This window comes from Lysinibacillus sp. 1 U-2021 (assembly GCF_029916965.1).
GTDB lineage: Bacteria > Bacillota > Bacilli > Bacillales_A > Planococcaceae > Lysinibacillus > Lysinibacillus capsici.
The window spans coordinates 1,307,869-1,330,234 of the sequence record NZ_CP123966.1 but is presented as its reverse complement, the minus strand read 5'-3'; the positions used below and the strand labels follow the sequence as shown (position 1 = coordinate 1,330,234).

The window sequence follows — 22,366 nt, the reverse complement described above, 5'->3', positions numbered from 1 at the left end:
AAGCCCAAGTGGATACATCCACTTAGGCTTTGTTGTAACTTCTGTTTGTAGGAAAAAATAAGGTCTAACCTTGCCTCTCCTTCACAGTAGGTAAGGAGTTCCACAATTTCGTATAAATTGGTATATAACTATATTGCAACTGAAAGAGATTACATCATGAGTTTTGCTATTTCTTGATTTGTAGGACAGGCATGGTCGCTTTAAAAAATTCAAATAATACTCCAGCTCATCCTCTTATAGAACAATATCTTAGAGCGTTCCTTTGCTACCATGTATGACTTAAAATAATATACTCAATTTAATCTTCCTAACATAAAGCACTTTGATAGCAGCATGAGCCCACAGATATATAGAATTCAACACCCATAATGCACCTAACTCCTCCTATCTCCTTTCTTGCTACTACTATATTTGAAATGATACTCGAATAAAAGTCTGCGAAATGTTCACAATTTGACAAACGATTGAGCACTGTGAAATTTAATTGACTAAAAAAGCACCCCTCAGTATACGCTGAAGGGTGTTGGTAACTATTATGGTTTAATATCAGAGCCAATTTCAAAGTAACTATTATTCATATTATTTTGATTTTTGGCTAATACAACATTACCGAATTTATCTAAAGTGAATATAAAGAAATTATTTCCTTTTCTAAAGATAGGATTATATCCAGGAGTAGTCGATACAGGAGCAGTTAAATCCAATGTAAATTGCTTTCCTGCAGGGTTTGTTGCTGATAATACACCAGTTCCATAGACTAGTATAGAATTGTTAGGTGTGTTAGGGTCTTTAACCAAATCAATTACTAGCTGTGGATCAATTTTAGTTGCTGAGCCCGTAACTGCATAATAATATCTTTGTTCGTATGATAAATCGGCATCAATATTTACAATAGCACGCATTGTTTTTGAAGCTGGAACATTGCTTGTACCTATATTTGTACCCGTCACTACTGCATCCTCAATGCTATTTGTAACTGTACCTTGATGTACATATTTACCAAAGTCATTGATATCAAATTTATTACCAGTAAAGCCTGTAATTTGATAGTCTACTGCATCATCCTTCATTTTCACTGTAAACGTTTTGTCCATTGTACCAGACGAAGATGGTTTTATAATTAAATAACTTTCATCTGTGGTTTTTGTACCTCTTGTGTAAGAAACAAATTGATATTCTGATGTTATGTCATCACCATTTTCATTTTCAATACTTAACAAACCTAAATCATTTATAGTAGATTTGCCACTTGAATCACGCATAATAGCTTCACTAAATGTGATTGTAAATGTTTCATTAGGATTACGATAAACTATGTTCTGTTTCTTTTTCCCATCGACAATTTTTTCAAACCGTGGTGGTGTACCATCTGAATAAAAGTTTTGTTTCATCCAGCCATTTTCTGATTCATCATGATTATTACCGCCAGAATCAGCTGTGTAAACAGTAAAATTACCGTACGTATCTTGTGCACCAAAGTAGACAACATATTCTGTATGAGGGGTTAAGGAAATTCCACTCATATCTAATATACCCGAGGCACCTTTACCACTCTTTTTAATAGAAGGACTGGATTTTAGTTTATCTTCTAATTGTTTTCTTTCTGCAGCTGTGTTTATTGTAAGTTTTGCATCTGGATTTTCACTACCGTCAGCATTTTTCTTTGGAACAAACCAATAATGAAGTTCTGTTGTCTCATCAGTATTAAAGCTAATAGTAGCTTGTTTATCATCGGGTCCTTTTATAGTACCTGATTTTAACACTAAATCAGAAATTAAAGGCGCCTTAGAATCTCCAATCATTTCTCTCGATGTGATTTTAGAGACTTCTCCACCACGATCTTTTAAAACCATATAAACAGAGTAGCTTATGAATGGGTTAAGTTTGTCTTTCGAAATAGTAATTGGGAATTTTTTTGTTTTTTCTTCTAAATCAGCTGGTCCAGAGCCCATTTCAATATAAATATCTTTTCCACCTATTTGGAAATATCCGGATTTTGATGATGAATCTGAAGCAAATTCATTTACAAAATCACGCTCTGTAATTCCTTTGTCCGTTAAATATTGTTTAAATGTTTTAGTTTCACCATTATCAACAACAGTATCAGGTAGCATCATATAATAGTACGTACCAGCCTTACTTGGTTTAAACTCAACTTCTACTCGTTTGAAATTATCCGATTCATCCGGTTTATTTACAATATTCTCTATTTTAATGACAGGCATTTCAAATTTTTCATGTACGTATTCCGCAAAGTTACGGATATTTTCACCAGATTGTACTGTATTCGAATTCTCAAAGTCATTCCCTGCTAAATCCTTGACACCAGGTAAAATCGTTACACGTAATGTATCCTTGTAAACAAAACCGGTTCCTGAAGGGATGGTAAATAATACTTTTTTGTCACCTTCTTTGTATTCCACAGAAGAAGGTTTAATTTTTTTCTGACCTGTTGTATTAACAATAACTGTTCCGGATAATTCATAATTATTTACATCTCGCGCACTTTCAGGATCTAAAGCCTCATTAAGATAAACATAAAATTGGTTTTCCTTACCAGCAGGTTCGAGTTTCACATTGTCTACAAACGGATGAATACTATCAAGCTCTTTCGTTGTAAAATCCTTTGCTACAGCAGGGTCTACTGAAAAGTTGCCAGACTCATCTTTCATCACAACATAAAGCTGATAGCCTGTTTCAGCCTGTAAGCCTGTTAAAATTTCTGTTATGCCTAATGCGCCAGCCTTTGCTTTCCCTTTACCCGTTGGATTGGCAACAATATCTGCTGTTGTTGGGTCAGGCGCTGTCGTTTTTGGGCGTAAATAATAGTAATAGTCTCCAGGTTCACTAGCAGTGAATTTTAATTCAGCTCTTGTTCCACCATGTAAAGGCGTAACTTGTAAGGATTTTACTGCTGGTGGTGATGCATCTTTCATTTGGAAAGACTGTGATGCAATATCTGATGCATTTTTCGATCCATCCACTACCATAATGTAGATAACATATTCTTTTTTCTCACCTAAATTAGAAACCTTAATAGTATTCTTATCTTTAATGGCTGCACCAGTTCCATGTGCTACGTTCTTGTTTGAAAGACGGTTGACCATTTCACTTTTATTTGGTGCCTCTACATCCTTTTCACGCACAATATAGTAGTAAGTACCGACCTCATCTGAAGTGAAATCTACTTGTATCTCACTACCATTTAGTAATTGGAGTTCCGTAATACTAACGAGAGGTTTTGTTTTATCATCAGGATTCTGGTTCTCATTATCATCTTTATCGATTGGTTTGCCATCTGGATCAGTAATTTCTCCAACATTATCTTTATCATCTAAGAAATCATCAAAGATATCATTTGGTGACACGTCCTTAGGTAAAATAACTTTATCAATATACGTATAATCTCCAATATCAATCTTGCCATATGAATTATCAACAAATAATGTGCCAATTCGGCCATCAATATACAGCTCAAGATCTTTGTAGCTATTGTAATTGATCCAATCGATATTCCCTGAACCATAAATTGTAAGCTTTGTTTCGGTATTTAAATTTAAAGTGCCAATATTCCCTTGAATTTCAAACTCTCGTACATTTCCAATGATATCTACACGTGGTAATTTTGTATTTGTTTCAATTTTTGTACCAGTTTGAGATACTACTAGTCTAGAAACACTGCTGTTATAGAATTCAAGATACTTTTCAACATTTTTCATTTCCTCTTTTTCTTTAGACCAGTTGACGAACGGCTTGTCATTATCATTATTGGGTTTTGTCCAATTTTGAAGATCGTTCGAATTGTTAGTTGACGAATCTTCTCCTTTATTGTTATCTGGATTCGACCAATTGATGAATGAGATATTGTTACTTGCCACACGTCCAAGAGCTAATGGTTGATGGTTTGCAGCCCCTATATGCAATGGTGGGCGAACTGTTTCATTGACAAACATTGTCCCTGTCAATGTCATATTAGAGAATTCGATATAATTACCATTTACTACAATCGTTGCACCTAAAGAACCGTAATTTCCATCAAAATCGAGAGAACGAGAACTTGTTCCACTTGCATTCAGCGTTAGCTTTGAAATGGATCGAATTACTTTCCCTGAAAGATCACCCTCAATATAGGCACCTTTTAAGACAGGTGCATTATAGTCGTTAAAAATATGAGAAAGGTGTTCTGGAATTGTGTAAGATTCACCATTTACATAAACTGTATCATCTTCAACACTTGTAATTTTGAAAGATGTTTCATTGCTCTTCTTCTCCTGTGAACCTACAACAAACGAAGCAAACTGTCCACGGGTTACTGGAGCAAACGGTGAGAAAGTAACTGGGGTTGTACCCTCGGTAATATTTAAGTCAATAACTGTTTGAATATAGAGGGCGTTACTTGTTTGGCTATTAACATCCTTAAAAATATTATTATAATTTTGGGATACCTCTAGATGGAATCCAACCACTACCATTTTGGCAAGTTCGCCTCGAGTAATAACTTCATTTGGCATAAATGTTCCGTTTGAATAGCCCGACATGATGCCTGCGTTTTGCAATGCAGCGACATATTTATAATATTCGCTACCTTTAGGTACGTCTTTAAAATAAGGATCTTGGATATTTTTCGTATCCAATTTTAAAACAGTTGCCAACATTTTCGCTGCCTGTCCACGTGTTACATTCACATCTGGACGAAATGTATTGTCAGCAAACCCTTTAATTACGCCTTGTGAATATAATTTTAAAATATCGTTATAATGATCTGTGTACTGGTTAATATCCGTAAAGGGAGAAGTAGCCGCTGCTGCATTTGGTGGAGGTACTACAACAGCAATCCCACTTGAAGCAAATACTGTTGCAATCAAGGCTTTATTTACTTTTTGGATTTTAGATTTATCCATTCCACTCTTCCTTTCGCTTATGTATTTTGATACGCACAAATATCATTTTGCTCATATCCTTTATATCGACCAAAGGCTAGTGTACCTTCATAGATAAATCTAAAATAGTAGGGTAAATTTTAGGGTATTGCTAAGGAGCAACAAATTTGTTGTCATCAAAAGGAAAGCTAAGTTTTCCTTAAAGGCTCCTTGTACTAATCACCTTTCTATAATTCGTATCAAAACCACAGCTTGCCAGGCTTAGAATATTCCAAAATGCAAAAAAGCCAAGGAGCATCGGTGCTCGCTTGGCTTTTGACGATATATAGGCATACATCTAGTCGTACTTGGGGTGTCATAAGGGAAAGGGGGATAACCTTACGTCTTGTCAAGTCGATCAAGAGATGTGGCCCGAGTTACATATCATTTGAACATAATTTAAAAGTCATGTGGCTGATGACTTATATACAGCTTGCCCAAATGATGTTTGCATTAATCATTACCCCAAAAATTAGGGTTGTAAGCTCTTTTGTTATATTTTTTTATTCCTTTTTTGAGACGCCAACTTTTACCTGATTTCGCCCTTCTTGTTTCGCAAGGTAAAGTGCGTCATCAGCCGCTTCAATTAGCGCTTCAGTTGTATGTGCCATTGCTGGATAGGCAGCTATTCCTGCAGATAATGTTATTGGTCTACCACATGGACTGACCGTATCGGCCAAAGTTTTTCGTAATTGTTCTGCGACTAGTGTGGCTTCCTCTATCGTCGTGTTCGGCAGAAGTATGACAAATTCCTCGCCACCGTAACGGCAACATACATCGCCTTCACGAGCTACTGATTCCATTTGTCTAGCCAAAAATTGTAAAACTTTATCACCTACTGCATGTCCATATGTATCATTCACACTTTTAAAGTGGTCTAAATCTAACAAAATAATTGCATGTGGTACCTTACTTGCTAACCATTCAGCAAGCATTGAATCCATTGTACGTCGGTTCGTAATCCCCGTCAGTGGATCAACAGTAGATTGATCTTTGAAAAAGGAGACCTGTCCATGTAGAAACGATAAACTTCGAACCAATGCATTCTTCAAAGAATAGGCTTCAAAGTACCATCCACTAACAGATTTTAAACCTTCTACATTTTTCTTATCTAAACTTTCTTCTGTTAATGATGCTAATTGTTGTAAGGGATTCGCAATACGTGCTGCAGCCCAAAGTACAATGATAATGGAAACAAACATAAGAGGCACAGATTTTATAATGACCTCCTGTACACGATCAAATGAAGGGGCTAATGCTACTTCTAAAGGTTTCTGCGCAACAACTCCCCACCCTGTCGATGCCACTGCACTATAGCCAGCTAGCATTTTCACTCCTTTTGTATTCTCAACCAGTTGGGCACCATCCTTGCCAGATGTAACAGCTTGAACGACTTTATTTTTCGTTACAATGTCATTAATACGACTTGGATCTTGATGATAGATAACTCGTCCTTCTGAATCAACTACATATACGTAAGAACCATCCTTACTATAATGTTCTCCCAACAAGGTTTTAAAGGCATTAGGTTCCTTTAAATAAATAGTGCCAGCAATCATTCCTAGATATTCATTGGACTCCGAGAAAATAGGATGCGATATAAAAATGATGAGCCGCCCTGTCATCGCCTCATATGGCTTAGAAATAATTGGTGTCTTTTTGGCTAATGCCTCTTTAGCGCCAATTGATGTTAAAATCTCTCCTTTAATTTCTATAGAGGGCGGAGAGACAGATAAAACAAGCCCCTTTGCATTTGTTATAACCACCGAATTGAACATTTGATTTTGCAATCTCAAACGCTCTGTTTCCTGATTCAATACTTGTTCATCATCCATTTTCGTCCTAACCTGATCCGCGCTATATCCTAATATTTGGAAAGCTTCGTGGAGATAGGAATCAGCAGTTGAGGCCAATTTTTGAGCATAAACTCTATTCGTTTCTAGCGTATTTTCCTTAATGGAATCAATGTTCATCCTGTAGCCGCCCCAAACACTACCTATGCTTGTTAAAAAGAATGCTGCCATTGCTACGCCCATTATAAGATGCTTTAATTTTAATCGGTGCGATTTCATTTTTCCCCTCCTATTTATGATTTTTTAATATGTATATTTTGAGAGATTCTTAAACAATTAGTGCCTATTATAAGCAAAGACTCCTATAGGTAAAAGTAACATGTATTTATTGTGTAAGAAGAATCCAACACACCTCTAGGATTGTATCAATAAACGAGGTTGTATCAAATAGAATCTGGCAAACAAAATTCCAACATTTTAGTTATTTAGATTAAAAATTGCAACAGCTGACGCTAATTATCTGAAATTTGATAGAAAATCTAAATTCTAAATTTTTTTACTTTTATTGTTATTCTGACATATAAAAGTTGAAGCGTTTATTCTATAATAAAAATTAGCATAGGCAAGTTAAGATTTAATCTGTTATAATACTCATTAAAATATAATAAACTGTAATAATACAGTATATAGAATTCGCTTTTCGCACAATGGGGATTATGAAAAAAGCGCTACTCGCCATCATCATCCAGATGGTTGTGTAGCCTACACAAAAAGGGGTTGGAAGATTTGGGTATTTTAAAGGGGTTAAAAATTCTCGATTTTTCTGCATTACTACCAGGACCAATGGCGACAATGATATTTGCTGATTTAGGAGCAGATGTCATCCATGTTGAATCTTCAAAGCGGGTTGATTTAACGCGAATTATGCCTCCCTATGACGATGATCACGAGGCATATATCCATCAACATTTAAATCGATCAAAAAAATCTATAACGCTAAATTTAAAATCACCAGAAGCTACCGACATTGTTAAATCACTTGTACAGGAGTATGACGTTATTATCGAAGGATTTCGACCTGGTGTAATGCAGCGACTTGGCATCGGCTATGAAGCGCTTAAAGAAATAAATCCTAAGGTTATTTATTGTGCGATTACTGGCTATGGACAAACAGGGCCTTATAGTAATCGACCAGGACATGATAATAACTATCTATCCTTAGCTGGCTTACTCGACTATTCCCGCCATAAGGATAAAAAGCCTGTTTCCATGGGCGTTCAATTAGCAGACATAGCTGGAGGGACAATGCATGCAGCAATAGGTGTGCTGGCTGCTGCCCTTCATCGTGAAAAAACAGGAGAAGGACAGTTCATCGATATTAGTATGACAGATGCTGTCTTTTCACTTAATGCTATGTATGGTGCAGCATTTATTGGAGGTGGACGTGTACCACAGCCAGAGCAAGAAATTTTAAATGGAGGCAGTTACTATGATTTTTACAAAACAAAGGATGGGCGCTTTTTCTCTGTCGGTAGTTTAGAGCCTCAATTTCGCAAATTGCTCTGTGAAGCACTCGATATTCCCGAATTGATCGATAATACCTTCAATGACTCCTACTATACGCAAATTCGTTTTAAAGAGGCTGTTCACGATGCCTTCTTGTCCAAGACATATGAGGAATGGCTTGAAGTGTTTAACGAGGATTTTGAAGGTTGTGTAGAGCCAGTTCTAACATTTCCTGAAGCATGTGAGCATCCACAGCTAAAGGCACGAGAAATGATTGTGACTATTCCCAAAAGCGATGGCACTATGCAAAAACAAATTGCCTCTCCGTTTAAATTTGATGGTACGCAGCCTGAATACAAGCATGTTGGTGCTAAATTAGGCGAGCATAATGAGGAAGTTTTACTATCTCTAGGCTTTGATGCTGAACAAATTGAGGCTTTGAAGGAAAAAGGCGTTTTAGAGTAAAAAAGGTGTCTAATACTGTGACGTATTAGACACTTTTCATGTTGTTGAAAAAGATCATGTCACTAGCAGAAAAAGATCTTTTAGCAAGGCGAGGGGTTGATTTCCGTTCCGCCAGCGTCCTTTCCAGGGGGCGTCCGATGAGCCGCTTCACTCACTTACGTTCGCTCCAGGGTCTCATCTGTGACGCTAAATCCCCTAGGAGTAACGCTGGCTCCACTCCAATCAACCATTCTGCAAAGTGTCTTTACTTTTCATAGAGATTAAATCTCCCATTATCTGTATTCTTAGAGGGGATAAGCTTTTATTTTCAATGTGGGAAAGTGAAACCATCAATGACATGGGTAGTGAACACTCCATTTTATTTGTGTAACCTTTGCCAAAAAGAAAGCACTTTTGTGGGTTGGAGTGGAGGGCTACTTGACTCCCGTGGGATAGCGAGACAGGCGAAACCCTGCACGGAGCGGTAGCGGAGGAAGCGATTCGGCGCTCGCCCACAGGAAAGCAAGTAGCCTGCAACAGAAACCATTTTCACCTTTCACAAAAATTCTATTGATGTTTTGTTTTTCAACACTATGAAAGGTGTCTAATACTGTGACGTATTAGACACCTTTTTTATACATACGCACTAATAAACATACGAAGGCTTTCAAAGTGATCATCTATTAGTAGATATTTTTTGTAAATCTCCATTAACTTTTCAAAAAGCTCGTACTGCTCTGTTACAAACAAAACTCTTAAAATATTTAACATATGCAGGGAGGCACTTTGTGCTACAACATAGTATGGTGCATTTGGTTGACGATAATTGCGTCGCCACTCTTCCACAGACAAGCCAATATGTTGTAGAGAGTTATTCACATGAAGTGCTATATCCTGTTGAACATATGCTTCAATTGCAATAAGCTGTTCACTACTAAAGTTTTTTTGTACTAATGAAGAATTAATTTTTTTATTCGATGCTAAAACATGCTCTTTTAATAAAAGTAAGCCATCCTCATAACGTGCCATTTTTACATAATGCTCTAGTAGAATGGCATATAAATTTTCTAAATAATTTAACTGATAATTTTTAATAATGGCAGGTGGTGTTGGTTTACGATTTGGTAATAGCTCTTTATACTCTAGTAATATTTCAATGGCATAATTATTTATTCGTTCATCCTCTAATAAATATTCACCATAATGTATAACGTTTTCACTCTGCTGTTCTCTATTTGCTATATGAAATAAAATATAGGCAATTAACACTTTTTCCTTCTCTGATAGTGCATACATTGAGTAGCGCCATTCCGCTTCAAATGAGGTAATAAACGATTTGACACGATTAAAATCACCTTCTGATAAGCAATAATGAGTAACAATTTGATAAAGACGTAACTGTTTCTTTGCCAAACAGCTAGCATTATGCTTATCCACATGAGTTATACACTTATCCAGTATCGCTTTATAGTTATTCACAAAGTTATCCACATGTTCACAATTTTCTCTCACAGAATGCTCGAAATGTCCCATTATTTCATAAAGAAATGTGAATTGCTCTAAAGGTTTGTGGATAAGCAGTGAATAAACTTTTTTTGTGAAAAGCCAATGCCAAAAAGATGCATGCTCTTTATACATCATATGCACTAAATATTCATCTTGAAATTTATATAAAATAATTGATTGTAGCTCATTAACTGGCATAGCTATTTGCATTCTTTTCCCAAAGACTAACCAAATTAATCGTTCTAAGTCTATTGTATGTTGTGCAAAAAGCTGCTCAAAAAAAGTATCTTTACCTTTTTGTGTATAGAAAAAAGCACTGAGACGCTCATTCACAAATTTTGAATCTAAGCCATATTTGTCAAAATATATTTGCATTTCTGTTGATACATGACCCCAATATTTACGTGCTGTGGAAAAGGCAATATTCTTAGCCGTTTCTTCGTTTACTAAAAATAGATTGGGTGAAAGTGAAGTACCAAGTATTTTTGGATCTTCTTGCAGATTTGACTCTGCCTCCAGCCAAGTTGCTAGTATATTTTCAGCACCCTTTTTACTTCTTTGTTTATAAGCCATGAATAATTGCTCATCACAGTCCAACAGCATAAAAATGGATCCTCCCATCAATTTCTACCAACAAAGATCTTCCCCTATCATTCAAATACATGATTTTTACACTCTTTCTTCAATATAACAAATCTTAACTAACATATGCTAAAAAAATATGGGTATGCATAGCAAAAACGTTAACAAATATAAAAAACCATCTATATAAGTGAACACACTACATAGATGGATATCATCTTTACCAAAACAACGGATATTTTCTTTTTTCTCGTAAATTATTGATCAACAAACCGAAAAATACAATGATGATTGCTCCAATTAATACAGGGGTTAGTAAATAACTCCAACCATAACCTCCTAAAATAATAATTATAGGATTGGCGCCTGCTGGAGGATGGATGACCCCTAAAAAGGCCATAAAAAATATAGTTAATCCAACACCAAGACTAATAGACAATATATTGGAGCCTAGTAATGAATACATGGCCAACCCGATAAATGCCGAAATGAAATGACCTCCAATTATATTTCGAGGCTGGGACAAAGGTGCATTCCAGACGACAAATATAAGGACACAGCTACCGCCTAATGATGCCATTAACCATGGTGAATCGGTAAGGTTAGTTAACCATAGCAACACAAAAATGCATATTAATCCTCCCAATGCTCCAGTAAAGGCATCAGCGAAATTTGTTCGAGAAGGAGCATGACCTCCTCCTCTCATTTTTAATATAAAAGGTTTTATACTATTCTTTTTCTCTATTTTGTTTTCTACACCTATAATTTCTGTCATTAGACACCAACTTTTCTCATCTATACTCATCTATTTTATATAAGGTCCTGTTAATCATTGTTAAACTTTAACTATTATATCAACACAACAATAGATTTCAATCCAAACTTCAAATTTCAGACAAACATTTACTTATCTGACTTGTAGCTCATACAAAAAAGCAAACTTTTAAAAGTTTGCTTTTTCAAGAAATCATTATTAGTCATATTGTTTTTTAATAGTTTTATATATTCTTACCTTTTTCAATACAGTTTTAGGTACTTGGAAAGTGGCTGTAACAACCCCTGGATGGCGTCCGATTTCAATGGAGCCTGTGATAGTTGCTCTGTTTAAAACCTCTGGTTCGCTCATCTCAAATAGCTTCGCAGCTCGACTAATCGCGTTATCAGTCGCCTCATTTAACGTTTTACCAGAACCAACCACTGACACTGGGAATGCATCCTCTACCTGCTTAACACCAAATTCCTCCGCTAGCTCACGTGCGCGACGTTTTTCTTCCTTGGTAAAGGGCTTTGCTGTATAAGGTAAGTCTTCTACGTTTGGTAGTAAAATTGGGCCTTCCAAAGCTACTTTCTTCAATACCTTAACTTGAAGCTGCACAATACCCGCTACATCGGTTGTATGTCCTGCAATCTCGCCGTCCCCTTGCATAGCATGCATGTCTCCAATATATACACCACCGCCTGGTACCTTGACTGGACAAATAATAGTCGCACCTTCTCGTACTCGGCTGATATCCATATGTCCATCGGTACGATGTAAATCCAATTCTTCTTGAGTAAAAGCATATTCATGTGGTGCTCCAATTAAAAATGAACCAAAGTCACCTGCATTATGTGAATCAGGCATCGCTTTAGAAGGGGTTGTCCCAAGCTGACCTAAAAATGGTCGCATTCTCGCCAATACACCTACTAAGTCGCTTGGAGCCAATGCAACAACAGGATTTTGTACAGCGTTTTCAGGTGTTCTCATGTAGTTTCTAGCATCAAGTGCAATTCGTCTAGCACCCTCTCGCCCAACAGTTACACCCATTTGCCCTTTATGATCTAGTGCCATCGTATAGCCGTTTGTCATTTTAAAGGGTGCCGTTTCTGTATCACATGTAGAACATCGAATTGCATGTGGGCCTATTCCTTTTACAACTGTGCTTGGATGAAGCTTGCCACAGCCTGGACATTTTACAGAAACAAATGGATCACCAATGAATCGATCTACAATTGCTTCATCATGGCCAGACGAAGTTGCAAGAGATGTGACCTGAATAGATTTAATTTTTATAACAATGGCGTCTCCCACCTCTGCTCCTTCTACAAACACGGGCTTCGTTACTTCATGTCCTCCACGAATAGTAGGAGTAAGCATGGGTCCCCAACATCCAGGTGTTGTATTGGCAATAATCGTTCCACCATCCTTAAGCGGCCCTAACATCTTCTGTGATGGATCTAAAATACCATCAATAAACTCATTTACGAACAATGTTTCAGCGGCTTGAGGTTGCTGTATAAAATCATCACTTTCTACTTCTTCTTTTTCTAGCACATGCATGTCGTTTGTCATTTTCTAATCACGCTCCTAGAATAATTTTTATGTATATCGTTATATGTTAAAAATGCTCTCTACACTTGCAGAGAGCTATTTTTATCAATTGTTCATATATAAATCAAAAATATGTGAGAAGTCTTCTTTTTTATACTTATCTTTATGATCGATCATCCAAGTATTCGCAAAGCTTGTAATTTCTTTGAATGACGACGCAGGAGATATATTGTCATTGCCAATTCGACCAAGTGATGATGATGCTATGTTTAAACTTTTTTCCGCTACTTCTAGCTTATAAGCATTGTTCTTTTGTTCATAGCTAATGGCATGTAGTGCTTTATATAAATCTTTAATGTCATCAATAAAGCGTTTATGAATGTCGATGGATAGTGGGGAATTGCCGATTGTAAACTTAATTTCGACATCAAGGTCGATTGTTCCTGCTGTTTCGAGAAAAACTTCTGTCACAGTATACATTGAGTAGTCATAGCGTCGCAGTAATCGTTTCTTGCTCATAGCACTTTCGCCATCTACATGAATAATCGCACGATTTGTAAAGCAATACTCATCTGCCTTCGTTTTAATTAAAAAGTAAATTTTTTCATCAATTTCATGTAAGATAAAATCATCTGCATCTGTCTTATCATAGTCCTCTCTTGGCACAACCACACCAATATCTGAAAGTCCAAGTGCATCTGCTGCTATTTTTTTAAACATCGTCATTCCTCCTAATTTGTCATACTCTTTTTACGCTTTAGAATCTGTAAAGGTTTCATCAGGTATTGATTTATATAAAAAATGTTCTTCTTCTCTTGTAGAATAAAAACATTTACTGGTTAAGCTATATAACCCAACATTTCCTCTTTTCTATACATTTCATTTATAATAATTGTCAGTAAAGATTCTTCCAAATCGAAAGGTCGTGTGAACAAGTGCAAGAACCAACCATTTTAGTAGTGGATGATGAGGCAGATTTAGCGAATCTACTAAAAGTAAGTTTACAAAAAGAGGGCTACAAACAAATTTATACAGCTGGTACCATTCACGATGCTTGGACAAGCTTTCAACAAACAACACCCGATATTATACTTCTAGATGTCATGCTTCCCGATGGTGAGGGCTACGATTTATGTAGACGTATCCGTGAAGTATCCCATGTCCCTGTGCTCTTTATGTCTGCTAAAAATGAGGAAATTGATAAAATTTTAGGACTAGCCATTGGCGGAGACGATTATATTACAAAACCTTTTAGCCCGAAAGAAGTAGCCTATCGTGTGAAGGCGCAATTACGTAGAGCTGGCTATCAAACACAAGATACCCTAACGAATATTGTTGAAAAAGCACTCCAAATTGGGCCATTTCAGTTGAATGCCGATGAAACTGAAGTGCATAAAAATGGCGTATTATTGGAGTTAACAGCTAAGGAAATTGGATTAATGGCGTGTTTTATGCACAATCCCAATCGAATCTTAAGTAAAGAAACATTGTTTGAACGTGTATGGGGAGAGGATTTCTTCGGTTCCGATAACACTGTTATGGTGCATATTCGCCGATTGCGTGAAAAAATTGAGGAAGATGCCTCTAATCCTCTATATATCACAACGGTAAAAGGACTTGGCTATAAGTTTGTCATGCCAAAAGAGGCACAAGAATGAAGTGGAAATTAACCGCTCGCTTTCTCCTTTCTGTACTTTCTATCGTCATCATTGTTATTTTCGTCAATACAGCTATCTTCATGGGACTCCTTACTTATCGGCTAGCAACTGACTCTGAAGGCGTTTCTGCCACCAAAGAGGAGCACTTTGTGCGGGAATTTCAAAAATATATCGAGTTAAAAAATGGAGCAACCTCCATACGTGCAGACGGAATCGAAGAATTGCATCAAAGAAATGCTTGGATACAATTGCTTGATGAAAATGGTCAAGTGATTGATGCTCATTTTGCACCAGCTAAAGCACCATTGCACTATGCACCTATCGACTTAATTCAAGTATATAAATATAAAGAATTCGATTCTGATACTACGGTGTATATCGGCAGTAAGGATTCCATTAGTTATTTAATCGGTATTAAAGGTAGCGGTGTTACAAGGTTTGTTACGCATGTTTCTGGCACATCACTTTTACAGTTTATAGGGAAATTTGGCCTGTTCATCGTAATTGCGGACTTGTTAGTAGCTACATTAGTAGGGTGGCTTTTTGGTCGCACATTAACGAAACCTCTTTATGCGATGATAGATCGCATTCATCATTTAAAGAACCATGATCATACGTCTATTAAGTCTCCTGGTGGTGTCTACAAGCCGGTTTTTGAAAACTTAAATGAAGTATCACGAGAATTGGCAGCCCATGAACAGGAGCGAAAGAGACTAGAGATTATGCGTGAAGAATGGATTAGTAATGTCTCACACGATATGAAAACACCACTTGCCTCTATTCGAGGTTATGCAGAACTATTGAATGATGCACAAATAACAAATACTGAGCAAATGGAGTATGCTCGAATCGTAGAAAAGCAATCATTGCATATGCAAAATCTGCTGGATGACTTAAATTTAACGATGCGTTTAAGACATCAACAGCTTCCACTTACACTAAATGAAGTGAACATGGTGCCTTTTATTCGAGAGATAGTGATTGAAACATTAAATACACCACAATATGAACAAGCTAATCTTATGTTTGAGGCGACAACCGAGAAAAGTCTGCATCAAATCGATGAACATTTTATGCGCAGAGCTATCATGAACTTTTTACACAATGCATTGCTTCATAATGCTCCCGATGTATCTGTCCATGTGTCTGTTGATGAGCATACTCTTACAATTTCTGATAATGGCAAGGGAATAGACCCAGAGGATCTAGAACATATTTTTGAACGCTATTACCGAGGCACAAATACAGACAATACTGCTGGGACTGGTTTAGGTACAGCTATTGCTAGAGATATCATTGAGGCCCATGGAGGAACAGTGACCATCACCTCGGAAAAAGGAAAAGGTACATGCGTTATTATTGATCTACAAAAGGAATACTAAATAAATAAACCAAATTTAACCAGTTGAATTTAAACGCTAAATACTTTGCACTGAACTTTCGTGTGGAAAAGAAGGAGTCTCAAATGTTGAGACTCCTTCTTTGTGCTATTTCATTTGATCCTGCACTTTAGCAGGTAATTCATGGAATTTCACTTCATCAAATGAAGTAACTTCTGTTTCCTTTTTCACGTAAAGCTTTAAATAAGCATCCTGGCGTAAATTTTTATGAGCAGAAAACTTTAATGTTTTCTCTTCCCCATTTTTATCGTAAGTAGGTAGCTCGTACCAATACATTTTAAAGATTTCACCACTATCTGCTTTATACTCCTCTACCTCACCATCAGCCGTGATATGAACATAGTAGGTATCTTTATTTAATCGGTTAAAATCTACAGTCATCAATACAATTAACCCTGCTACGAATAAGATAAACAATGCACCTATTCCGAAAAATACTTTTTTCATATTAATTCCCCTGTCTCACTATTTTATAAAACGAACGAACGGTAAAGATATAATAAATAAAGTAAATAGCTGAATATGCAATCATCCACAAGATGACTGGTTTTGTAATATTCATGTTAAATAGCTGTGAAAATGCTAGTAATGCAAACACACTATGTGCAATACCCACAATAAGCGGCGCACTAAAGATAACAGCGACCTGTCCTGCTACTGTCTTTAAGATTTGCTTACTATTTACACCAATTTTATTTAAAATAGCATATTTTGCCTGATCTTCTTCGGCTTCCGTTAAAATTTTGAAGTAGATAATACTGCCTGTTGCCGCTAGGAAGACCAATCCTAGGAAGCTTCCCACAAACAATAGGGCACCAACTGTTGCTAAACTATCCTCATAGCTTTGCGGTACACTAGAAAATGATTCTTGTTGTTCAGAAGACAACTGCTGGTAAATGTCTTTCGACACGTCCTGTTGTTTCAAATCATTGTCCAATCCAACAACCTGCATCATAATCTCATCGGCATCAGTAGCTTTAAACTCTTGATCATTCACAACGAGAACTGTTCCAGCTGCTATAAAGTTTAATACGCTTTCCGTGTACATCTTCTCTACATGGAAGGAGTCTCCGTTTTGTAGCTTAAAGTCCTCACCTGTAAAATCATGTGAAAATCGTTCATCATAGGCTGCATCCAGTAAAACCGTAGAACCCTCTGGAATGTGTAGCTCTTTATCCTTGCCTTGTAATTTCGCTAAGCGATTATAGTCCGATTCCTTAAGTAATGTATATTCGAAAAATGAGAATTCATTATCCACACGTAAATTTTTCACAGCCAGTGCTTCATTATATAAGACATCTTGTTGTGAAAATTCTACTGTCTCGCCTTTCCACATAAATGTGTTTGGCAGCATCTGACGTACAGAAGCTTCTGCATTATAATACATACCGAAGACACCGCCACCTGCTGTAATCGTAGTGGCACTTAAAATTGCAATGATTGACAACGATTTGGCATTGGCTCGAATACGATACAATAGCTGAGAAACACCGATTAAATTTAAACCCTTCCAGGACCATGATGTTGCTTTCTTTAATGCTGTTAATACAAAGACACTCACACTATGGAATAGAAGGTATGTCCCTGCAATTGTTACCCCTATAACCATTAATGGCGTACCTAATACCGTAAAGAATCTCCATATTTCACTCGTAAACATATCAGAGGCAGCTGTATAATAACCAAATGCAATAAGTACAGTGCCAAGTAAAGCAGCTACTAATGATGCACGTGGAATTTGCTCTCCCTGTTTGTCTGCATGGAATAAATCAATTAGTTTAAATTGATAAATCACACGGTAACCTTGTAAGGATGTGAATAAAAACAGTAGTGTAAAAATACCCGTTGTATTAATTAGCGCCTCCATTGAAAATGTCAGGCTACCAACCACTTCATAGCCCATTAAGCGTACTAGTATCATTAATAGCCCTTGGGACATAAAGAAACCTAGAAGGATACCAAACACAAGAGAGACAAGCCCTATGACTAAATTTTCAAAAAAGAGCATTAAGCCAATTTTTTGCTTACGTACACCTAGTAACGAGTAAAGGGCTACTTCCTTTTTCCGCTTCTTCATAAAAAACGAGTTGGAATAGGCCATAAAGATGACAATGAAGAACAGAAGTACGACTGACGAGGCACTCATTAAACCTTTAATTTGTTGTGACGATTGCTTTAAGGCTGAAAGATCATCATTATATTTGAGCGTCACAAATGTAAAGTAAATAACGATACTAAATACCATTGAGGCAATATATAAAAAGTAATTCGATAAATTGCGTTGAATATTTTTACGCGCTAAACTAAATAACGTCATTTACTCCACCCCCGATGCTAGATAGCACCTGCAAGATCTCTTGGAAAAATTGCTTCCTCGTTAGAGTCCCACGTTGAATTTCCTTAGATAGCTGTCCATCCTGAATAAATAGAATGCGCTGGCAGAAGCTAGCGGCAAAGGCATCATGTGTAACCATCATAATCGTTGCGGCTTGAGATTGGTTTAAATCACTTAAGCTTTCTAATAAATCGGTTGCAGATTTTGAATCTAGCGCACCTGTAGGCTCATCGGCAAAAATTAGTTTTGGTTCTGTCACTAATGCTCGCGACGAGGCTGTACGCTGCTTTTGCCCACCTGAAATTTGATAAGGATATTTGTTTAACAAATCACTAATTCCAAACAATGCAGCAATTCGATCAACTCTTGCATTAATAGCCTTTGTCGGCATTTTTGCAATCGCTAGTGGTAAAACAATATTTTCTCGCACTGTTAAAGAATCGAGCAAGTTATAATCCTGGAAAATAAACCCTAAATTGTCTCGACGAAAATCCGCTAATTCAGCATCCTTCATACGTGCCAAATTAGTATCTTCAATAATAATTTCACCAGTTGTTGGCGTATCAATCGTTGCTAATACATTAAGAAGCGTAGATTTTCCAGCCCCAGAAGGACCCATTACCCCAACAAACTCTCCCTTTTCTACTTCAAATGATATATTCGATAGCGCTGTAAAAGTATTTGCGCCTTTGCCGTAATTTTTCCCAACGTTTTGTACCTTTAATAATGGCGTCATATACGCTCACCTCTTCTTTCTGACTTTAGTATACGACCTCAAACTTACAGCAAATTTGTCGCAAACTTACAGCAACCTTAAATCATCTGCTTTTTGAAATGTGTAGACAAAAAAAGATTCATACACAAACTGTGCATGAATCTTTTTAATCTATTGTGCTAATACTTTTTGAACATCTTCCTCAAAGCTACTTGGCTTATCTGCTGAAGCGTATCGTCCAACAACCTCTCCATTACGGTTTACAAGGAATTTTGTAAAGTTCCATTTAACACTATTGCCTAAAAATCCTTTGGAGTGGGAAGTAAGATAATCGAAAATAGGATGTGCTTCTTTACCATTCACCTTAACAATCTCATGCATGGGAAATGTCACACCATATGTTAATCGACATTGGGAGGCCGCTTCTTCAGCTGTCGCTAGCTCTTGTTTAAATTGATTGGATGGGAAACCAAGTACAACCAGACCTTGCTCCTGATACTTTTCATAGAGACCTTCTAATTCTTCAAATTGTGGTGTAAAGCCACATTTGGAAGCTGTATTAACAATTAGCATCGGCTTTCCTTTATAACGTTCAAGGCTATAGATAGTACCATCTTCTAAAGTTACATTAATATCATAAATGCTCATCTCTCTACCTCCTATTATAAACGTCCATTCATTCTTGCCACCTGCTGCAAAGGGTCCCAAACACCATTGAATGGTGGTGCATAGGCCAAATCTAAGTCTAGCAAATCAGGTAAGGTCATTTTACTATATAATGCTGTCGCAAACACATCGATACGCTTATCGACTCCCGCTGGTCCCACGATTTGTGCACCCAATAACAATTGATCACGCTTGCGAACGACCACTTTTATAAACATACGTTGTGCACCTGGATAATAGCCGGCTATGTGGCGTGCAGATAATTTAAATGCCTCATAGTCAAAACCAAGCTCTTTAGCATCGCGCTCATTAATACCTGTTGTAGCAATAGTTAAATTGAAAAATTTTAAAATAGAAGTGCCCACAATTCCTCTAAACGGGGCAAATTTGCCTGACATGTTGAGACCTGCTAAACGGCCTTGCTTATTGGCAGTCGTTCCTAAAGGTATATAATCTAAACGTTCTTTCACAATATTAAAGTGAGTTGCACAATCGCCAGCTGCATAAATATTTTCAAGGGAAGTCTCTAAATGGCGATTTACAATGATCGCTCCATTTTTTGCAAGTGCAATCCCAGTATCCTTTAAAAACTGTGTATTTGGTTTTATGCCAGAAGCGACAATGACTAAATCCGTCTCTAGAACGCCGTTATCTGTAATCACACGTTCCACTCGTTTATTTCCTTCAAAAGCTTCAACGCTCGTATTTAATAACAGCTCTACATCGGTCTTTTTCGCTTCCTCATGAACATGCTGAGCAAGCTCTTCATCTAAAATACGAGCCACATGACTTCCGCGCTGAATAAGTCTTACCTTTTTCCCACAGGCTTGTATGGTTTCAGCCATTTCTAAACCAATATAGCCACCACCTATGATTGTTACCTGCTCAATCTCTGGTGTTAAATCTGCCATCAAATCTTCCAGTTGAGGAATTGTTTTTACCGTATGGATACCATCTAGCTCATTCCCCCTTTTCACAGGCATGACTGGACTAGCCCCCGTTGCAATAAGAAGTTTATCGTAGGCAATCTCAAATTTATCGCCACTTGCTTGTGTACCTGTAATAACCTTCTTCTCTATATCTACATTCTCTACCTCATAGCCAACTCTTGCATCAATGCCATACTTATCTCGAAAAGTTTCGACATCTCTTGCAATTAGACGTTTGGTTGATGAAATACGACCATCTACAACATAAGGCAATCCACATTGCCCATATGAATAAATAAAACCACGTTCTAAAGTAGTTATTTCTGCTCCTGGAACATTCCGATAGATTTCCATTGCTGCAGACATACCTGCAGCATCTCCCCCAATGATGACGTATTTCATTCTACAAGCCCCCTTATTTTTTCCTTGTTGCCATTAAATCTGCATATTGATCGATATACAAACGTCGTTTTCCACCACTTACGATGACCCGTACCACATGAATAGCTATTATCATTGTAAGTGCAAAACCTGCTATTGCAGCAAGTAGAGAAATGACAATTTGTAGAACATAAAATGGTGAATCCATATCTAATTGGATGTCACCTAATGTTGTAATGGCTTCTGATAAACACAAGGTAGCGATAATAGCAATACAACGACGCCATGATTGCTTTACAATACTTTTGCCATTCTTGTTGACCATTGTAAAACGCATCACCTTCATACCGAGTGTTGCACCATTCATCATACTTGGTAACACCCCAAAGAGTACCACGTACAGAGCCATTTGCACTAAGAATTCAAAAGTACCGCTATACCCTGTCAGAACACCAATAATCATCCAAACTGATTGGACGATAAATAAATCAATGGCCAAAGCTAATAAAATAGAAATCGGCTTAACAATATCATTTTTTTCCATTTCAGCAGCTTTAGCCTCAACCTCTTCATGAGAGGGGAATAATGCCCAAACAATTGGTGCTAAGAAGAAACCTAGGAGCGCACCTACACTGTTTAGTAATAAGTCATCAACATCAAAGATTCGGTATGCACAATTAAAGATGCCATATATGCCTGTTCTTTGTGTGACCTCATAAAACAATGTTAGCAAAAAGCTAATTAAAAATGCACGTTTCCAGTACCTTCTTTCTTTAAGAAAATATCGCAAGTAAACGCCGAAAGGCATTAGTAGTAAGAAATTAAAGAAGGCTTGAAAAAATGCCTGTTGTTTTGTGATAGCAAGCCATGTAGATGGATTTGTTACTACAACGCCACTATCCTTTAAAACATCATCAACAAATTGAAAAAGTCGCAAATTAGTATGAACGGTGTCCGCGGATTGAAGTGAGCAAGTATCTCTTGTAGACGGAAATGGTAGTAATACTAAACAAAGCGCAGATAAAAAGTAAAAAATAAATGAGAACATGATAATGGTTTTGGACATCGATAAGTATCCATACTTGCGATACGTATAAATCAGCCATGGTATAAAAAGTACAAAGGATAAAATAATGGTTATGAAAAATGCTATAAAAATGGATTGCGTGTACGTTGACATAGAAACACCTCTCTCTTTAAATTGCCCTATTTTCTGAACAC

Annotated in this window: 15 protein-coding genes; 3 read left to right on the top strand and 12 right to left on the bottom strand. The window is 37.0% G+C overall.

Annotation, left to right across the window (positions count from 1 at the left end; genetic code table 11):
* Nucleotides 1-533 precede the first annotated feature (533 nt).
* Nucleotides 534-4,901 carry an S-layer homology domain-containing protein gene (locus QH639_RS06965; protein WP_281115859.1) on the bottom strand — a complete coding sequence of 1,456 codons (4,368 nt, stop codon included), beginning with the start codon at nucleotides 4,899-4,901 and terminating at the stop codon, nucleotides 534-536.
* 521 nt (nucleotides 4,902-5,422) lie between these two features.
* The gene (locus QH639_RS06960) at nucleotides 5,423-6,991 is read right to left on the bottom strand and encodes a sensor domain-containing diguanylate cyclase (protein WP_257962155.1); all 1,569 of its coding nucleotides are present in this window, start codon (nucleotides 6,989-6,991) and stop codon (nucleotides 5,423-5,425) included.
* Nucleotides 6,992-7,498: 507 nt separating this feature from the next.
* On the opposite strand from QH639_RS06960, the gene QH639_RS06955 reads away from it, so the two are divergent.
* Nucleotides 7,499-8,683, top strand: a complete 1,185-nt coding sequence (locus QH639_RS06955; protein WP_281115858.1) for a CaiB/BaiF CoA transferase family protein — start codon at nucleotides 7,499-7,501, stop codon at nucleotides 8,681-8,683.
* Between the two features lie 612 nt (nucleotides 8,684-9,295).
* Here the strand turns inward: QH639_RS06955 and QH639_RS06950 are convergent.
* From QH639_RS06950 to QH639_RS06935, 4 genes are all read right to left on the bottom strand, one after another.
* Nucleotides 9,296-10,771 (bottom strand): hypothetical protein, encoded by a 1,476-nt coding sequence (locus QH639_RS06950; RefSeq protein ID WP_131522179.1) that lies wholly within the window; start codon nucleotides 10,769-10,771, stop codon nucleotides 9,296-9,298.
* A 199-nt stretch (nucleotides 10,772-10,970) separates the two neighbouring features.
* Entirely contained in the window at nucleotides 10,971-11,525 is a 555-nt protein-coding gene (locus QH639_RS06945; protein ID WP_131522178.1) for an HPP family protein, read from the bottom strand.
* Between the two features lie 198 nt (nucleotides 11,526-11,723).
* Nucleotides 11,724-13,082 carry an acetamidase/formamidase family protein gene (locus tag QH639_RS06940; protein ID WP_131522177.1) on the bottom strand — a complete coding sequence of 453 codons (1,359 nt, stop codon included), beginning with the start codon at nucleotides 13,080-13,082 and terminating at the stop codon, nucleotides 11,724-11,726.
* A gap of 84 nt (nucleotides 13,083-13,166) precedes the next feature.
* Nucleotides 13,167-13,781 (bottom strand): PH domain-containing protein, encoded by a 615-nt coding sequence (locus tag QH639_RS06935; RefSeq protein ID WP_048390761.1) that lies wholly within the window; start codon nucleotides 13,779-13,781, stop codon nucleotides 13,167-13,169.
* A gap of 215 nt (nucleotides 13,782-13,996) precedes the next feature.
* Between QH639_RS06935 and QH639_RS06930 the strand changes: the two genes are divergently transcribed.
* Nucleotides 13,997-14,719 (top strand): response regulator transcription factor, encoded by a 723-nt coding sequence (locus QH639_RS06930; RefSeq protein ID WP_131522175.1) that lies wholly within the window; start codon nucleotides 13,997-13,999, stop codon nucleotides 14,717-14,719.
* Complete coding sequence (locus QH639_RS06925) at nucleotides 14,716-16,101, top strand: sensor histidine kinase (RefSeq protein ID WP_237899073.1); 1,386 nt, start codon at nucleotides 14,716-14,718, stop codon at nucleotides 16,099-16,101. Before QH639_RS06930 ends, QH639_RS06925 begins: the two co-directional genes overlap by 4 nt.
* A 105-nt stretch (nucleotides 16,102-16,206) precedes the next feature.
* Here the strand turns inward: QH639_RS06925 and QH639_RS06920 are convergent, their stop codons facing one another.
* From QH639_RS06920 to QH639_RS06895, 6 genes are all read right to left on the bottom strand, one after another.
* A complete protein-coding gene (locus QH639_RS06920; protein ID WP_004233888.1) occupies nucleotides 16,207-16,566 on the bottom strand; it encodes a YxeA family protein in 360 nt (119 codons plus the stop codon).
* A 1-nt stretch (nucleotide 16,567) separates the two neighbouring features.
* Nucleotides 16,568-18,436: an ABC transporter permease gene (locus tag QH639_RS06915; RefSeq protein WP_131522173.1), complete on the bottom strand. Its 1,869-nt coding sequence runs from the start codon at nucleotides 18,434-18,436 to the stop codon at nucleotides 16,568-16,570.
* Nucleotides 18,423-19,190: an ABC transporter ATP-binding protein gene (locus tag QH639_RS06910; RefSeq protein WP_054548905.1), complete on the bottom strand. Its 768-nt coding sequence runs from the start codon at nucleotides 19,188-19,190 to the stop codon at nucleotides 18,423-18,425. The genes QH639_RS06915 and QH639_RS06910 overlap by 14 nt, the downstream gene beginning before the upstream one ends.
* A gap of 150 nt (nucleotides 19,191-19,340) precedes the next feature.
* Complete coding sequence (locus tag QH639_RS06905; protein ID WP_131522172.1) at nucleotides 19,341-19,817, bottom strand: glutathione peroxidase; 477 nt, start codon at nucleotides 19,815-19,817, stop codon at nucleotides 19,341-19,343.
* A gap of 14 nt (nucleotides 19,818-19,831) precedes the next feature.
* The gene (locus QH639_RS06900) at nucleotides 19,832-21,166 is read right to left on the bottom strand and encodes an FAD-dependent oxidoreductase (RefSeq protein WP_131522171.1); all 1,335 of its coding nucleotides are present in this window, start codon (nucleotides 21,164-21,166) and stop codon (nucleotides 19,832-19,834) included.
* A gap of 13 nt (nucleotides 21,167-21,179) precedes the next feature.
* On the bottom strand, nucleotides 21,180-22,325 hold the full coding sequence (locus QH639_RS06895; RefSeq protein ID WP_131522170.1) for a VanZ family protein: 1,146 nt from the start codon (nucleotides 22,323-22,325) through the stop codon (nucleotides 21,180-21,182).
* Between the last annotated feature and the right edge of the window lie 41 nt (nucleotides 22,326-22,366).

What these genes read in the sequence shown, in the direction of transcription:
- QH639_RS06965 (WP_281115859.1), bottom strand. Translation starts at nt 4,901, where the DNA reads ATGGATAAATCTAAAATCCAAAAAGTAAATAAAGCCTTGATTGCAACA.
- QH639_RS06960 (WP_257962155.1), bottom strand. Translation starts at nt 6,991, where the DNA reads ATGAAATCGCACCGATTAAAATTAAAGCATCTTATAATGGGCGTAGCA.
- QH639_RS06950 (WP_131522179.1), bottom strand. Translation starts at nt 10,771, where the DNA reads ATGCTGTTGGACTGTGATGAGCAATTATTCATGGCTTATAAACAAAGA.
- QH639_RS06945 (WP_131522178.1), bottom strand. Translation starts at nt 11,525, where the DNA reads ATGACAGAAATTATAGGTGTAGAAAACAAAATAGAGAAAAAGAATAGT.
- QH639_RS06940 (WP_131522177.1), bottom strand. Translation starts at nt 13,082, where the DNA reads ATGACAAACGACATGCATGTGCTAGAAAAAGAAGAAGTAGAAAGTGAT.
- QH639_RS06935 (WP_048390761.1), bottom strand. Translation starts at nt 13,781, where the DNA reads ATGTTTAAAAAAATAGCAGCAGATGCACTTGGACTTTCAGATATTGGT.
- QH639_RS06925 (WP_237899073.1), top strand. Translation starts at nt 14,716, where the DNA reads ATGAAGTGGAAATTAACCGCTCGCTTTCTCCTTTCTGTACTTTCTATC.
- QH639_RS06920 (WP_004233888.1), bottom strand. Translation starts at nt 16,566, where the DNA reads ATGAAAAAAGTATTTTTCGGAATAGGTGCATTGTTTATCTTATTCGTA.
- QH639_RS06915 (WP_131522173.1), bottom strand. Translation starts at nt 18,436, where the DNA reads ATGACGTTATTTAGTTTAGCGCGTAAAAATATTCAACGCAATTTATCG.
- QH639_RS06910 (WP_054548905.1), bottom strand. Translation starts at nt 19,190, where the DNA reads ATGACGCCATTATTAAAGGTACAAAACGTTGGGAAAAATTACGGCAAA.
- QH639_RS06905 (WP_131522172.1), bottom strand. Translation starts at nt 19,817, where the DNA reads ATGAGCATTTATGATATTAATGTAACTTTAGAAGATGGTACTATCTAT.
- QH639_RS06900 (WP_131522171.1), bottom strand. Translation starts at nt 21,166, where the DNA reads ATGAAATACGTCATCATTGGGGGAGATGCTGCAGGTATGTCTGCAGCA.
- QH639_RS06895 (WP_131522170.1), bottom strand. Translation starts at nt 22,325, where the DNA reads ATGTCAACGTACACGCAATCCATTTTTATAGCATTTTTCATAACCATT.